Genomic DNA, 14,970 nt, shown 5'->3' with positions numbered 1-14,970 from the left:
TGATTTGTTATATTATTTCTTATTGTTTAAATCGACAGCGATTTTCATGATCTCAACCATTACTTCTTTAAAAGTATCTAATTTTTCGGGCGAGATTTTTTCCATGACCCTTTTATTGAAGTTTACGACAACTTCTTTAGACATGTTTCTGGAATTCAGGCCTTTATCTGTAAGCTTAATAATCACTTCACGTTTGTCTGTAGTGGTTTTTTCCTTATAGATATATCCGTTGTCTTCAAGAAGTTTTATAATTCTTGTTAAAGAAGTCGGTTCGATCGCCATTTTAGGACCTAAATTGGTGCTTCTTGTTCCTTCTTTGGGATCAATTTTAAGAAGAGTAAGGGCCTGAACCGCCGTGGAATCATGCTCCTGAGCCAGATCTGTATACATTTTAGAAACAGCCAACCAGGTCTGCTTTAAAATTAAATCTACATTTTCTATTTTATCTTTGTTATTGTCCATCATTTTTAGCTGTAATGGTTTTTATCAAATTTAGTAAATATTATGCATGCATAGTATTTATTAAAGTTAAATTTTGTTAATAACTTGATAACTAGATAATTAAATTGTATGATAAGCATAATACTATGCATGCATAGTATATGAAATATGTAAAGAAACCTCAGTATTAATGAATGTTCTTAACGAAATAAATGATTTCTTCGAAAGATTCACATTGTTGTTTTCCTGAATCATTAGAAATAATCCAAAAGTTGTTTTGGAACTCAAAATGGAATGAAGAAAGGTCTTTTTGGAAGTTTTTTTGCAAAAGAGAATACAGCATTTCTTTATAAATAAATGGTGCTGAAATTTTTGGAGCAACAAATTTTTCATTGACTTCAAACAAAAAAACATTGGTAAGTTCGTCATGTTGAAGCAAAACATCCTCAACAATCCCCGAATATAAATGATTGTCTTTTACATACCATAATTTATCTGCAAACTCTTTTGCCAGGCGCCAGTCGTGGGAAGAAAAAAGAATCAGCTTATTTTGCTCTTTGGCTAATTTCCGGAGGGTTTTAAGAATGATAATTTTATTTTTTTCATCCAAATGCGTTGTCGGTTCATCGAGAATAATGATAGGGGAGTTTTGTGTCAAAGCCCTTCCGATAAAGGCTTTTTGCAGGTTTCCGTCTGAAAGATTTCTCAATAAAGTATGTTTATACTGATCTAAATCCAATTCGGTAATAATCTCCGAAACTTCTTCTCTGTCTTCTTTTTTAAGCTCAAAATAAAAAGGATAATAAATATATTTTCCCAGAGAAATAAGATCTTCAACCGTATAATTCTGCGGAATAATTGATTTTGAAAAAACAACCGCAATGTTTTCTGCAATTTCTTTAACGGAAAGGTTTCTTATATTTTTATTGTTGATAGAAATTTCTCCACTTAATAAAGGAATTTGATGTAAAATAGATTTAATTAAAGTTGTTTTGCCAACCCCGTTGTTACCAATCAACAAGCATACATCACCTAAATTCAATGTTGCATCTGCATTTGAAATTAAGATTTTGTTGTACCCGATATTTGCTTGATTGATTTGTAGGTGCATATTCTATCTTTTATTTCCTGGATTCTTATCTTTATTTTTTTCTTGCAGATTTTGCTGATTTTATTTCCGGTTTATCTGTCATGCTGAAAGCATCTCTACAAAGTAGTTTAGATTCCTACGGAATGACAAGTATAACGTATTATTTTAAATTGACAATTCACCCATTCACAATTCACCTTCACACTTTATTATGTTTCAAAAGCATCATCAAGATCACAGGAATTCCAAAAATTGAACTTATAACATTTAAAGGAATCTGCGTTTTTTCTGCAACGATCGAAAACAACAGCATCATCAATATTCCTAAAAACATATTTAAAATCCATTGCTGCCAAAGCTTTGCGGGATTATAGATCAATCTGCAAAAATGTGGAACAATAATTCCTATGAATAAAATAGGCCCCAAAAACGCTGTAATTGAAGCTGAAAGTAAGGAAGAAGCAACGATTATCAGGAGCTTTAAATGTTGCAGATTTACCCCAAAACTTTGTGCATAAGAACTTCCCAGTGAGTTTCCTATCAAAGGTTTTATAGTTTTAAAGCAAATAAAAGACCCAATTAAAACCAAGATTGATAAAACAATAATCTGATTTCTCGTCACCATATTGTTAGCTCCGAAAGACCATAAAATATAATTCTTTAAACTTTGATTTTCAGCGTATAATTGCAACATAGAAACAATAGCTCCGGCAAAAGCAGAAACCAAAAAACCAAAAATAATTAAATATGATTTATCCTGAAATTTATTAGACATTGACAATAAAACCAACATCAACAACAAGCTTCCAATAATGGCAGACAAGCTCAGGAAGCTGTTTTGCAGAAAATCGGGAAGGAGAATATCAGACGAAAAAAAGATGTAAAACGCAACCGATAAGCTCGCTACAGAAGTTATTCCCAGAATATCGGGTCCGGCTAAAGGATTTTGAAAATATTCCTGCATCAGAAAACCTGAAGTCGGAATTGAAATTCCTGCCAAAAGCATTACTAAAACCCGGTTAACACGGATTTCAGCAATCTGGCTGTTTATTGATTCACTAAAAAAATCATTTATATTTAAACTTAAAAATCCTGTATTCAGGTTAATGATCGCAGTAGAAATAATGGCGATTAAGAACAGAAAACACAGGATTTTAAATTTATTTGACATTATTCAGAAATAATTCTGTAAAATTTATTTTAGAAAAGATTTGATTTTTGAATCTAGTAATTCTTCGGTCATCATTCCTAAATATTCATCGGTTTTATCGCCTTTTCTCATATATGTGAAAGGAATTGCCCCGCCGTCCCATTTTTTGAAATTCCCTCTAAAAAAGTTTCCGTCAAGAAGCTGGCCGTCAAGTAAAACTGTATTTTCACGAATTCCCTGTTCATCCACAAAGAGTGGAACATCAGTATTCCAGACGTCTTTATTGTCAAGGCTTACGAATGTAATTTTTACGGGTTTTCCGTTTAATTCTTTGATTTTATTCTTAAAATGCGGGATTTCTTTTACACATGGTCCGCACCAGGTTGCGAAGAAATTTGTTACATATAAGGTATCATTCTTTTTACCCAAAAACTCAGAAGTCTGTTGTGGATTTATCATTTTTAAAGCCGCAGCAGCAGGAGCTGGCTCATGGGTGGCAACTGAATCTACAGGTGTTGCATTGTCTTCAATTTTTTGATTTTCTTTTTTGCAGGCAGAAACCGCAAGTAAGACCAACGTGGATAAAATTATCTTCTTCATAATTATTTTTTATCTATTTTTGAATTGAAGTTATGGAACAACAAATCTATAAAGGGAAACTGACGCAGTTTCATTGGTTAAAAATAGCGAAAAAGGAAGAACTGACCAAAAATACTTTCTCTCTGGAGTTTGAAATTCCGGAGAATTTACATAATAATTTCAAGTTTGAGGCAGGGCAGTTCGTAAGTGTAAAATTTCAATCTCATGGGGCAGAAGTTATTAATGATTATTCAATGACTTCCGCACCGTACGAAAAAAAAATATCTTTAGGCATAAAAATAAATTCTCCCGAAGGAGCCGCCGCCGAATTATTCAAAAATTATCAGGTAGGAGATGAGCTCTTGGTAAGTGAACCGAGTGGAAGATTTACTCTTGTATCAAAACCAAGCGAATTCAGGACGATTGTTGCTTTTGCTGCAGGAATCGGAATCACGCCGATCTTAAGCCATTTTAAAAATATTCTTCATAAAGAACCCCGAACAAGGTTATTTTTATTCTTTGGAAATAAAAGTTCAGAGGAATTGGTTTATAGAGACTGGCTGGATACTTTAGCCAAAACATATAGCGACAGATTGCAGATCTTTTATTTTTTTTCCAGGGAAAAAACAGCTGATCAATTTTTCTACGGAAGGCTTGATGCAAAGAAATTAAACCTGATTATCAACCAGATACTGCATTTAGATGATACGGATGAAGAGTCGACAATTTGGGATGCAGTGGATGAAGTTTTGATCTGCGGAAAGGGAGAAATGATTAAAACGCTGGCAAATGCATGTTATCATCACGGAATTCCAAAGAAAAATATTCACTTTGAGCTTTTTGAAGAATTTAATGACGATATTTATCCTATAGAAAAAGAATTTCCTCTGATTGAAAATGTAGAAATTGATTTTACAATGTTTGGAAAAGAATATAATACAGTGATTCCGAACAATAAGGAGAAAATTTTACAGCAGTTACTGGTTCAGAAATTCGATGTTCCTTATTCCTGTAAATCGGGAATTTGCGGAAGCTGCGAATGTATGTTGGAAGAGGGTGAAGTCGAGCTGTTGGAAAATGAGTATCTGACTGAAAAAGAGGAAGCTAAAGGGCATATTCTGGCGTGTATGTCGATTGCAAAAAGTAAAAAAATAAAACTTAACTTTGATCTTATTTGAGAATTGTAAAAAACATATTTAATCTTGGTTTTATATCGATAGAAATTGGTATTCTTCTCATATGCCTTGCCAATGCGTGGGTTTTTGCGCTTACAGGCGGTAGAACTTATACGAAAATTTCAAAAATCCCGCCTCGTGAAGTAGCTTTGGTATTGGGAACTTCTCCTAAAATGAAATCCGGGCAGTCAAATCCTTATTTTACAAAAAGAATGGATGCCGCCGCTTTGCTTTATCATCACGGAAAAATTAAGAAAATTATCGTAAGTGGTGAAAAAAGTAAAGGCTATAATGAGCCCGCTGCCATGAAAAATTATTTAATCTTTCAGGAAGGTGTACCCGGAGAAATTATTATAGAAGACCCTAAAGGTTTTAATACTTATAAAAGCATTCTGCGCTGTAAAGATATTTACAAAAAGAAAAATGTAATCATTGTTTCACAGGGGTTTCATAATCTCAGGGCTTTGTTTTTTGCCCGGAATAACAATATGAATGCATTGGGTTTTGATGCGCAGGATGTCACAAAACCAGAAAGTTACTACAGAAATCAATTCCGGGAGATATTCGCCAGAATGATTGCTGTAGTTTATTTCTTATTAGGAATTTCGCCCGATTAATTTTAGAAAGGATATCCGAACGCGATATTTAAAGTAGGCTTAAAGGGCTGGAAATCTTTGAACCTCCATCTGTCACCATCAGGTTTGTTCGGATCATAAATTTTATAGGCTAAATCAAGTCTAAGCGTAATATAAGCCACATTTATCCTCAATCCGACACCACTACCTACACCCACCTGACCTAAAAACTTATTAAATCTGAATTCATCACCAAAACCGTCATTATAATTATGAAGGCTCCATGTGTTACCGATATCCGTAAAAATTGCGCCTTCATACATATCACTGAAAGGCACTCTGAATTCTATGTTTGTTGTAAGCTTAATATTATCCGTGAAATAGTTACGAACCCTTTCATCTACCTGAGAATCCGCGGGTCCCAGTCCTCCAAAAGCCACCCAGGCCCGGATATCATTTGAACCTCCGTTAAAATAGGATCTGATAACAGGCATGCTTTCCGAGTTTCCGTAAGGAATTCCGACTCCGATAAATTGACGGAGCACGAGGGTGTTTTTATTAAATTTAAAATATTTTCTTATATCAAAATCAAATTTTATAAACTGGGCATAAGGAATTCCAAAAATTGTTCGCCTTGGTTCTTCTGTAATGGAGTTATCGTTTCTTTTTTGATTAAAAATGCTTAAAATATTTCCTCCAAGCTCTACTTTTCCGTTAAAATAAAAAGCATTTGGATATTCTTTTTTCCCAACTTCATTATAAATATAATTATAGATCATTGAAGAAATAAAAACATCTTCGGTCTGCCGGTCTTTATTAATTAATATCCCCTTAAATGCTGTATAAAGGTCAAGGCCCGCAGGATTTAAGTTTTGCTTGTACTGCTCATCATTAATTATATGCTCAGAAACCTGATCTATCGTAAGCTGACCGGAATTATATTGTTGCTCAACAGAAGGATTATAAGCGAAATAATTCTCAAATATATCAAACCTGATTGCATCATCATTCACAAAATAGTCATAATACGCATCTTTGTTTTTAGTTAAGCTTAATTGCGTATTGAAAAGGGTTAATCTATGTGAAATCTTATCATTTACGGTTGCAAGATAATTTAAGCCTGTATTGAAATTTATTCTTCCCAATCCGATATTATTCTGAACTGAAGCACCCAAAACAATAGATGAAGTCGGGCTGTATCTTTTCGGGATAAATTTGTAATAATCAAAAGGTAACAGCAATCTCGGGAAATTAAGGGATGCCTGCGCAGAGATTTCATAGGCTAAAATCCTTTTGCTGATATCCTGCGGACTTCTGATAGATCCGAATGTTCCGGAAACGCTTGTAGAAAGGTTTTCCGCGCCTTTGAAAACATTTCTTGTTGTAAGATCGACCGATGGAGAAATTCCAAGGTTTAATAATTGTGAATAATTAATATCTGTCCCCACTTTCAGCTCATATTTCGGAAGCGGCTTCAGTAAATATAAAACGTCAACAATGCTGTCATTTGGAGCAATTTCGCCGCCCCGTCTCAAGGAATCTTTAGCTTTTAGAATACTGAAATTATTCATGGCCAAAAGGTTTCTCTTCGTAAGATCAAGCTTTTTTTGGTCGTAAGGCTGCTTACTGCCTACAATAATTGACCTCCAGATGGCTCGGTCTTTATATTGGTCATTAACTTTATGAAATCTAATTCCGCGTAAGCTGTCTTTGGTTGTATTTTTTGGAAAATCTCCGGCTTCATCAACGATTGCGACATCAATATTCCCGATTGTTGACACTTTATAAGGAGTATCCAGAGAATCGCGGTGAATTTCCAAGGTCAGAGGGACCTGTTTTCTGCTTTTTAAAGAATCCGCAACAAAATAAACTTCATCTGCGCCGCTGTTAAATCTGTAATAGCCATAATCCCGCATTAATTCATTAAGCCTTGCCACTTCTTTTTCAAGTACGGTCTGATCCAGAATTTGCCCTGATCTGATGTTCGTTTCATGAATTTTTTGCTGATAAATATTTTTAACAACAGGATCCGGAATATTATAATAATATTCTTTAATTAAAGTAGGATCATTATGGGTTATAAAATAAGTTACTGCTGCTTTTTTTGCGGTTGAATCCAGTTTTTGCTTAAACTTTACTTCAGCATCCCAAAATCCGCGATAGGTTAATCTTTTTTCAATTGACTGTGCTCCTTTTTCTGTTCTTGTAGGGTCGAGAATAATAGGCGGTGATCCCCAATTGTGATACAATCTGTCCAGGAGAAGGCTTTTCCCGACACTGCTCTGCATATTATATTTAATGAAAAGAGAATCCCGCAGCTTTTGATTTCGCATCTCACTCGGATACGTCATATATTCATTAAGAATGGTATCGTATTTTGGATTTGCAGCATTGTAGAGCCATAAGCTTAATGGCATAAACAGAAATTGCTTTTTATTGGGTTTCTGCTGTACGTAATTTTTCAGTTCGCTATCGAAAGGCTGCTTCTGATCTTCAAACTCAAACTTGTTTTCGGTAAGCAGATATTCGCCATCCGGAACTTTTTTCGTGGTACTACAAGCATAAAGGAGACCTACAAATGTTGCAAATGATATAATTTTGTAATATTTTTGAGGAGAATTCTTATAATGCTTACAGCTCATACAATAAAAGTTTTACAATCTTTGGATAAAAAGAAGTTCAGACAAAAATACGATTTGTTTTTGGTTGAAGGCAATAAAATCATTTGTGAACTTTTTAATTCTAAGTTTAAAATTAAAGAAATTTTATCTACCGATCCGCAAAAATTGGACCGTACCGACACGCCCGTCACTCATATCTCTGAAAATGAGCTTAAAAAAATAAGTTTTCTTCAACATCCTAAAGATTCTGTAGCAATTTGTTATCTGAAATCAGAAGAGAAATTGGAAGATCAGAAAATACAATTGGTGTTGGATGGTATTCAAGATCCCGGAAATTTAGGAACAATAATAAGACTGGCAGACTGGTTTGGAATTGAGCAAATCATCTGCAGCGAAGACACCGTAGATTTTTATAATCCGAAGGTCATTATGGCAAGCATGGGTTCTTTTACAAGGGTAAATATGGTTTACACAAACCTGGTAGAATACCTATCAAACACAGAGAATGTAAACATCGGAACGGATATGGAAGGGGAGAATATTTATACTTTTGAAAAACCTCAAAAATTAAATTTAATTTTAGGAAACGAAGGAAACGGAATGCGCCCGGAAACCGAAAAATTACTCCAAAAAAACATCAGCATCCCAAGATTCGGGAAATCACAATCCACAGAAAGCCTCAATGTTTCAATGGCGGCGGGGATTATTTTGGGGCAGCTGTTTAGAGTTTGAGAGTTTTAGAGTTTTAGAGTAATAGAGTTTTAGAGTTGAAGTTAAGAACTATTAATAAAACTTTAAAATTCTCTGGTATGAAATTCTGCAACTTTTTAAGGGTTTGAGAGTAATAGAGTTTTAGAGTTGAAGTTAAGAACTATCAATAAAAATTTTAAAATTCTGATTTACGAAATTCTGCAACTTTTTAAAGGTCGAGAGTAATAGAGTTTTAGAGTTAGAGTTAAGAGTGATTAAAATAAAACTCTAAAGCCCTCCGACGCTAAAACTCTACAACATTATATAAGTTGTTCCATACTGGAAACACTTTTATTTTTCTGATAGCTTTCTAATTTTTTCCTTACGAATTTTAAGGCAATAGGAGCGAGGTAGATCATGGCTACCCCAAGCATTTTTTTCTTCCAGTTGGGGCTTTTCATGTTTTTCTTGGCAAAATTCCCTACAAATGCTGTAATTCCCAACTTGATAAGTGCGTCAACGGCATTTCCTTTAAATGCTGAATTAGCAATTCCCATTGCTGTATTTTTGTTGATAAACAAATCTTTAACTTCAGAAGTTAATTGTTTTGCAATAACATCTTTTCTGAGAACCACTTTTTCGTCACCGTCGTCATCTACTTTTTCCTGCAGATATTGGTCGGTAAGCCCGTTTGTAAAAGCACTTAAACTTTCTTTAGTGTTTTTAAATGTCAGAAGGTTTTCCAAATCATTAATCTCACCTTTTAAAAGTTTTTTCTTTCTTCTAAGTTCTTCTAAGCTTTCGTATTTTCTGCTCATAGTTTAATGATTTAAAAATTTAATGACCTGATCGGCAACGTAATTTACAATTTTCTTCTTAAAGATAATAATAAGAATCATTACCAGAAAATAAAAAGCCGCAACAATCAGGAATCCATAGGAGTGGTCGCCTAAAGCCCGCCCTATGAGGAATGCGATCCCGAAATTAAACAGAATGATGAAAAAGCCGAACGCTACAAGCAGAATCACAAAATAGCTGATCATACCTGCCGAAAGAGAAGACTTTTCCGTGGCTTCGATTTTTAATAGATCTATCCTCTTAGAAGCATATTCTTTTATAGTTTCAATCATTGTTTTTGTTTAAAGTTATAAAAAAAGGAACTTTAATGCAAAAAGTTCCTTCTCATAATTTACTTAAATAAATTATTTATTATTTAAGATCATTCAATCCTGCTTCTACGTCTTTTACTACATCTGTAGTTTTAGAAACGATCTGATCTTTGTATTTGTCATAACCATCTTTTACGGTATGAGCTACATTACTAGCTGTTTCTTTAAAAGTAGATGAAATATTACCATATTGATCTTTTACTTTTTCAGAAACTTCTCCGTACTTTTCTTTTGCCTGATCTTTAAGATCGTTGGCCTTTGTTTTGATTTTTTTTCTAGTTTCTTTACCTTCTTCCGGAGCATAAAGCATTCCTAAGATTACACCTGCAGCAGCACCTGCAAGAAGTCCCGCTAATATACCTGCTGTATTGTTTCCTTTTCTAGACATTTTCGTTTTTTTTAATAGTTAATAAAATTAGTTTTTACAGTAACTAAGACAACAATTAACATACCAAAGGAAGATTTTGGCATTTAAAAATTGTTAAATCTTTTGAATGTGATTTAGAATAGCCTGTATAGTCTCTTTTTTTGTAAGATCGGTATTATCAATGACAATGGCATCTTCGGCCTGTCGTAATGGCGCAATTTCTCTTTCGCTGTCTATTTTGTCACGTTCTATGAGATTTTGCTTAACCTGCTGCTCTTCAGCTTCAATTCCAAGGGTTAAAAGCTCGTTGTATCTCCTTTTTGTTCTTTCATCAATGCTGGCTGTTAGGAAGAATTTGAAGTCTGCATTAGGCAAAACAACGGTTCCGATGTCGCGGCCGTCCATAATAATGCCGCCTTTTTCAGCCAAGGAACGTTGAGATTCCAGTAAAAAATCCCTTACTTCTTTTTGTTTTGCCACCAAACTTACGTTATCCGAAACCTCATTAGAACGGATAGCTTTTGAAATATCAATATGATTAAGAAAAAGAACTAGTTCGCCATTTTGATTTTTAAACTCCAGCTCAATTTGATCAAAAGAAGAAAATAACCTTTCCAAATTGATAGTCCCATTATCATTAAGACAATTCTGAAGGGCAAACCAAGTAACACCTCTGTAAAGCGCACCGGTATCCAGGTGGATGAGTCCTAGTTTTTCGGCAATGATTTTAGAGATCGAGCTTTTTCCGGTAGACGAATATCCGTCGATAGCTATTACTGGTTTTTTCATATGACAAATTTCTTGAAATTTTCTTAAAAACCAAGAAACCTTAAGATATTTTCTTAAGGTTTCTGAATATTTTTTAATGCTTTTTAAATTTTTTAAGAAGGAAAAACTTATTCTCCTCTGTGTCCACTAAGGTCAATAGAAACGCCTAACTGATTCACATTGGATGAGTTGTGATATCTTACGTGAGCATAATCTACACGGAATTTTGAGATTTTAATTCCAAAACCGGCAGAAAGACCTGAAAAGTTTCTCTGATCTGCCACGGCAAGCTCATTTCCTCTTTTTACATTGTAACCTAATCTGATGTTAAAGCCTTTTTCAGGGAAAAGCTCGGCTCCTATGGAGAAATGGTCGGCGATTTTTCTTCCGACATTGACTTCCTGTCCATTTACATTATAATCAGACGAAATATCAAATTGCTGTAAATCGTGTGCCGTAATTGTAATCGCAAGCGGAATCGCTTTCAAAATTCTGGTATATCCCAAATCTACCCTAAAAGGAAGATTTTCTCTCGTTCCGTTAAATGATTTGAACTGATAGCCGAAATTTCTTGCCACTACAGAAAGAACTTCCTTATTTTTTTTGTTGTGATACGTAACACCTAAATTTCCTGAAATGGCAGAAGATGAATATGTGTCAATTTTTGAAGTGATAAAATTAAGTCCGCCACCGATCGTCCAGTCTTCTTCAAACTGATAGGCATAACCAGCTCCGATGGCTACATCAGAAGCAGAGAAAGTACCGTTTTCAAAACCGCTGTCATCTGTTCTCGGAATATCTCCATAGCTCATATATCTCGCATTGATCGTCGCCATATGACCGTTATCAAAGTCTTTGGCAAAGGCAATGGTTCCGTATTTTGAGTCGGCAAGATAAGCCGTAGCATTTACAGAAAGCTGTTTATCAGAATCTTTATTCAACAAAGCCGGGTTGGCAATCGCAAAGGAAACATCATAATCTCTTACGGAAATTGCATCACCACCTAAAGCAGCCTGTCTTGCAGATACAGGAATGTTTAAGAACGGATAAACATTTGTTCCTGTTTGTGCATAAGAAACAATTCCTGACAGAAATAATGAAAAAATGATAATTTTCTTCAATTCAATTTATAATTAATGCAAAAATAATCCTTTTTCGTACGTAGCAAAATATTTCTGATATTATTTCTACTTAAATATTTTTCTTTTTCCAATATTTTTAATGATTATATTTGCAAAATCAAATTTCGGGGAAACCATCCCTACTAAAAAAGTTATTAAAAATTAAAGATGAAATATAATAGAATCCTTCTAAAACTAAGTGGAGAGGCATTGATGGGGAACAGACAATATGGTATTGATAATGACAGACTACAGGAGTATGCAGTAGAGATCAAAAAAGTTGTAGATAAAGGTTGTCAGGTAGCCATTGTCATTGGAGGAGGAAATATTTTCCGTGGAGTAGCAGGTGCTGCAAAAGGAATGGACAGAGTACAGGGTGATTATATGGGGATGCTTGCCACCGTAATCAACGGAATGGCTCTGCAGGGCGCTCTGGAAGATGCAGGAATCAAAACAAGGCTGCAGTCTGCCATCGAAATGGACAAAGTAGCTGAGCCTTTCATCAAAAGAAGAGCCGTAAGACATCTTGAAAAAGGCAGAGTCGTGATCTTCGGAGCCGGAACAGGAAATCCTTATTTTACAACAGATACAGCGGCAACTTTAAGAGCTATCGAAATCGGAGCCGATGTTATTTTAAAAGGAACAAGAGTAGACGGAATCTACGACAGCGACCCGGAAAAGAACGAAAATGCAGTAAAATATAATTCATTATCTTTCGACGAAGTTTTCGAGAAAAATCTTAAAGTAATGGATATGACTGCTTTCACTTTAAGCCACGAAAATAAATTGCCGATCATTGTTTTTGATATGAATAAAGACGGTAATTTAGTTAAAATTGTAGACGGAGAAAATGTTGGTACTTTAGTTGATTTGTAGAAAGAATTTTTAATTAAAAGATTTAATGATTAAAAAAATAAAAGATTTTTACTCATTATTGATTACTTATCAATTATCATTTATAAAAAAATGTGTAACCTTTCAAATTTTAAATATATAATGGAAGAATTAGATCTTATAGTAGAAACGGTAAAACAAGACATGGAAGCGGCTATTAAGCACTTGGATCATGCATTTCAAAGAATCAGAGCGGGGCGTGCCTCTACAAATATGGTTCAGGATGTGATGGTAGAATATTACGGGGCTCTCACTCCTCTTAACCAAGTTGCAAACGTTTCTGTACCGGATGCGATGACAATCTCTATTCAACCTTGGGACAGAACAGCGATCAACGCTATTGAAAAAGCAATCGTGAACTCTAATTTAGGTTTTGCGCCTTCTAATAACGGAGAAAACATTATCCTTAATGTTCCGCCTTTAACAGAGGAAAGAAGAAAAGAATTGGCAAAACAGGCTAAAGCAGAAACTGAAGATACAAAAATCGTTGTTAGAAACGCAAGACAGGCAGGTTTGAAAGAGCTTAAAAGATTAGAAGGGGTTTCTGAAGATGCTATAAAAAGCGTAGAAGCTGATATCCAGGAGCTTACCGACAAGTATGTAAAAGCTTGTGATGACCATCTGAAAGTAAAAGATGCTGAAATTATGAAAGTATAATTTTCAGTTTTGAACATAAAAAACGGCTTCAAATTTTTTGAAGCCGTTTTTGTTTACAGGCATTTGATTTCGCCTTTTTTATCTTTATTTTTAAGGATGGACTGATAGTTTTTCATCAATTCCCCGATATCACATTTCGTTTCTTTATTGGTTATTTTATCCGGATCCGGATTATTTCCAACAGATCTTATTGAATATTCTTTCTCAAGACATTGTATAGCGTTTCCATTTTGCAAATAAATCCTTTTCTCAGTAATATCATCTTTCGTAATGGGTTTTTCGGGAGTTCCGCCGTCAAAATTCCAGGATGTGTCTTCTTTGAAAATGAAAAAAACATGATCATTATTCACAAAATATTTTGTTGACGACGAAAAATGACTGTGTTCCGAATAAAAATCTTTTACAATTTTCAGCTTTTTATTTTGATAGTATAAAACAATTTCACCTTCCCGCTCATCACAATTATAATTAAAGCTTGTGGAATCTAATTTTTTTGAAGTTAAAAGCGTATTAAGAATACTGTATTCTTTTTTTATATCATCAACTGTTTTTATGCTGTCATTTTGAATTTTTGCTGAATCTTTTTTAAGATTTCCAATGCCTTCAGATGATTTGTTTTGAAGCTTTGTTTTTGTTTCTTTATGACATGAAATAATTAAACATAAACTTAAAACGGAAAGTAAAATTTTCATATTAAATATTTTGATTTAAATTAAAAAAAATGGTCAAAATTAAGTTTAGCTTAAAATAAAAAAGACCCGGAGTTTTTTCCGGATCTGTTTATTATTTGCAATTTTCGTTGTAATCGTAGATGACCTCATTCACGATAGATAATTTGTCTGTCGTTGAATTGGTGATTTCATCTCTGATGAATTTTCCGAGACCGGATCTTTTCTTTTCTTCATTTTTCAGCGAACCGTATTCTCCTTTTGTCGCTTTCGCCTTTGCATAAGGACAATCTGCAATGATGATTTTTGCTTTTGCAGGCGTAAGCTCTTCAACTTTTCCTCCTTTTTTAGAATAAATATAATTCGGGTTTTCTGCCAGTCTTGCCGCATCCTGTGAATTGGCTGCCGGATAACCGTACAATTTATAAACGGTAATTTTCCCTTCTGTTACCAATTCTGCAAACTGAGACGTTCTGGTAAGGTTATTCATTGCTTTAATGCTTGCGCCCAAACCTGTTGAAGTGTCAGAGCTGTTCAGAGCTTCTCTTGTGTTGGTATATTTTACAGATTTAAAAATTCTTGGTGTATCACCTTCGTACAGCATATATTCTTTGATATCATCAGCATCATACGTTTTGAATTTGATCTTGTTTTTCACCTTATCAATATCCGCAACACCGGCAAATTTCACTTTTAACTGATTTTGCCACGGACTGGAATAGCCGCCATTTAAATGAACTACCCCCTCAATTTTCTTTCCGGTTTTATCAATAATATAGCCATATTTTTCACCATTGTAAGTTCCTGTTTCTTCCTGGGCATTCATATTTAATGATAAAAGCCCAAATAAGCCCATAAGTAATAATTTCTTCATACAAGTTTTATTTAATTCACGCAAAGATAATTTTTTATACCGAAACAAGTAATAAACGAAAAATTTTAACATACCATAAAAAAAAGATCCAGAAAATTCTGAATCTTTACAAATTATAATTTTTAATCTTA

17 protein-coding genes are annotated in these 14,970 nt (G+C 34.2%); 5 read left to right on the top strand and 12 right to left on the bottom strand.

Going from position 1 to position 14,970, the window contains the following annotated elements; translation table 11 throughout:
- Positions 1 to 12: 12 nt before the first annotated feature.
- From BLT04_RS17900 to BLT04_RS17885, 4 genes are all read right to left on the bottom strand, one after another.
- A complete protein-coding gene (locus BLT04_RS17900) occupies positions 13 to 462 on the bottom strand; it encodes a MarR family winged helix-turn-helix transcriptional regulator (RefSeq protein WP_047402308.1) in 450 nt (149 codons plus the stop codon).
- 166 nt (positions 463 to 628) lie between these two features.
- Entirely contained in the window at positions 629 to 1,552 is a 924-nt protein-coding gene (locus tag BLT04_RS17895) for an ABC transporter ATP-binding protein (RefSeq protein WP_089757152.1), read from the bottom strand.
- A 178-nt stretch (positions 1,553 to 1,730) separates the two neighbouring features.
- Positions 1,731 to 2,702 carry a FecCD family ABC transporter permease gene (locus tag BLT04_RS17890; protein ID WP_089757151.1) on the bottom strand — a complete coding sequence of 324 codons (972 nt, stop codon included), beginning with the start codon at positions 2,700 to 2,702 and terminating at the stop codon, positions 1,731 to 1,733.
- 24 nt (positions 2,703 to 2,726) lie between these two features.
- Complete coding sequence (locus BLT04_RS17885; RefSeq protein WP_089757150.1) at positions 2,727 to 3,281, bottom strand: TlpA family protein disulfide reductase; 555 nt, start codon at positions 3,279 to 3,281, stop codon at positions 2,727 to 2,729.
- A gap of 32 nt (positions 3,282 to 3,313) precedes the next feature.
- Here BLT04_RS17885 and BLT04_RS17880 point away from each other — a divergent pair, with 32 nt between their 5' ends.
- Both BLT04_RS17880 and BLT04_RS17875 read left to right on the top strand, forming a co-directional pair.
- Positions 3,314 to 4,438 carry a flavin reductase family protein gene (locus BLT04_RS17880; protein ID WP_089757149.1) on the top strand — a complete coding sequence of 375 codons (1,125 nt, stop codon included), beginning with the start codon at positions 3,314 to 3,316 and terminating at the stop codon, positions 4,436 to 4,438.
- Positions 4,435 to 5,052 carry a SanA/YdcF family protein gene (locus BLT04_RS17875; protein ID WP_089757148.1) on the top strand — a complete coding sequence of 206 codons (618 nt, stop codon included), beginning with the start codon at positions 4,435 to 4,437 and terminating at the stop codon, positions 5,050 to 5,052. The genes BLT04_RS17880 and BLT04_RS17875 overlap by 4 nt, the downstream gene beginning before the upstream one ends.
- A 2-nt stretch (positions 5,053 to 5,054) precedes the next feature.
- Here BLT04_RS17875 and tamL read toward each other — a convergent pair whose 3' ends face one another.
- Complete coding sequence (gene tamL / locus BLT04_RS17870) at positions 5,055 to 7,652, bottom strand: translocation and assembly module lipoprotein TamL (protein ID WP_089757147.1); 2,598 nt, start codon at positions 7,650 to 7,652, stop codon at positions 5,055 to 5,057.
- Here tamL and BLT04_RS17865 point away from each other — a divergent pair.
- Positions 7,638 to 8,363 carry a TrmH family RNA methyltransferase gene (locus BLT04_RS17865; protein ID WP_089757146.1) on the top strand — a complete coding sequence of 242 codons (726 nt, stop codon included), beginning with the start codon at positions 7,638 to 7,640 and terminating at the stop codon, positions 8,361 to 8,363. The genes tamL and BLT04_RS17865 overlap by 15 nt on opposite strands.
- A 278-nt stretch (positions 8,364 to 8,641) precedes the next feature.
- Here the strand turns inward: BLT04_RS17865 and BLT04_RS17860 are convergent, their stop codons facing one another.
- The 5 genes from BLT04_RS17860 to porQ all read right to left on the bottom strand — a co-directional run bounded on the left by BLT04_RS17860 (position 8,642) and on the right by porQ (position 11,746).
- Entirely contained in the window at positions 8,642 to 9,139 is a 498-nt protein-coding gene (locus BLT04_RS17860; RefSeq protein ID WP_089757145.1) for a phosphoribosyl-ATP pyrophosphatase, read from the bottom strand.
- A 3-nt stretch (positions 9,140 to 9,142) separates the two neighbouring features.
- Positions 9,143 to 9,451, bottom strand: a complete 309-nt coding sequence (locus tag BLT04_RS17855) for a phage holin family protein (protein WP_089757144.1) — start codon at positions 9,449 to 9,451, stop codon at positions 9,143 to 9,145.
- Positions 9,452 to 9,530: 79 nt separating this feature from the next.
- Complete coding sequence (locus BLT04_RS17850) at positions 9,531 to 9,878, bottom strand: YtxH domain-containing protein (RefSeq protein WP_089757143.1); 348 nt, start codon at positions 9,876 to 9,878, stop codon at positions 9,531 to 9,533.
- A gap of 93 nt (positions 9,879 to 9,971) precedes the next feature.
- Positions 9,972 to 10,646: a (d)CMP kinase gene (gene cmk / locus BLT04_RS17845; RefSeq protein WP_089757142.1), complete on the bottom strand. Its 675-nt coding sequence runs from the start codon at positions 10,644 to 10,646 to the stop codon at positions 9,972 to 9,974.
- Between the two features lie 107 nt (positions 10,647 to 10,753).
- On the bottom strand, positions 10,754 to 11,746 hold the full coding sequence (gene porQ / locus BLT04_RS17840) for a type IX secretion system protein PorQ (protein WP_089757141.1): 993 nt from the start codon (positions 11,744 to 11,746) through the stop codon (positions 10,754 to 10,756).
- Positions 11,747 to 11,914: 168 nt separating this feature from the next.
- Here porQ and pyrH point away from each other — a divergent pair, with 168 nt between their 5' ends.
- A complete protein-coding gene (gene pyrH / locus BLT04_RS17835) occupies positions 11,915 to 12,622 on the top strand; it encodes a UMP kinase (RefSeq protein ID WP_089757140.1) in 708 nt (235 codons plus the stop codon).
- Positions 12,623 to 12,742: 120 nt separating this feature from the next.
- On the top strand, positions 12,743 to 13,297 hold the full coding sequence (gene frr, locus BLT04_RS17830; protein ID WP_089757139.1) for a ribosome recycling factor: 555 nt from the start codon (positions 12,743 to 12,745) through the stop codon (positions 13,295 to 13,297).
- 53 nt (positions 13,298 to 13,350) lie between these two features.
- Here frr and BLT04_RS17825 read toward each other — a convergent pair whose 3' ends face one another.
- Both BLT04_RS17825 and BLT04_RS17820 read right to left on the bottom strand, forming a co-directional pair.
- Positions 13,351 to 13,989: a hypothetical protein gene (locus tag BLT04_RS17825; protein WP_089757138.1), complete on the bottom strand. Its 639-nt coding sequence runs from the start codon at positions 13,987 to 13,989 to the stop codon at positions 13,351 to 13,353.
- A gap of 91 nt (positions 13,990 to 14,080) precedes the next feature.
- A complete protein-coding gene (locus BLT04_RS17820) occupies positions 14,081 to 14,839 on the bottom strand; it encodes a hypothetical protein (RefSeq protein WP_089757137.1) in 759 nt (252 codons plus the stop codon).
- Between the last annotated feature and the right edge of the window lie 131 nt (positions 14,840 to 14,970).

Source organism: Chryseobacterium soldanellicola (assembly GCF_900100115.1).
GTDB lineage: Bacteria > Bacteroidota > Bacteroidia > Flavobacteriales > Weeksellaceae > Chryseobacterium > Chryseobacterium soldanellicola.
This window is presented reverse-complemented; position numbering and strand designations above follow the sequence as displayed.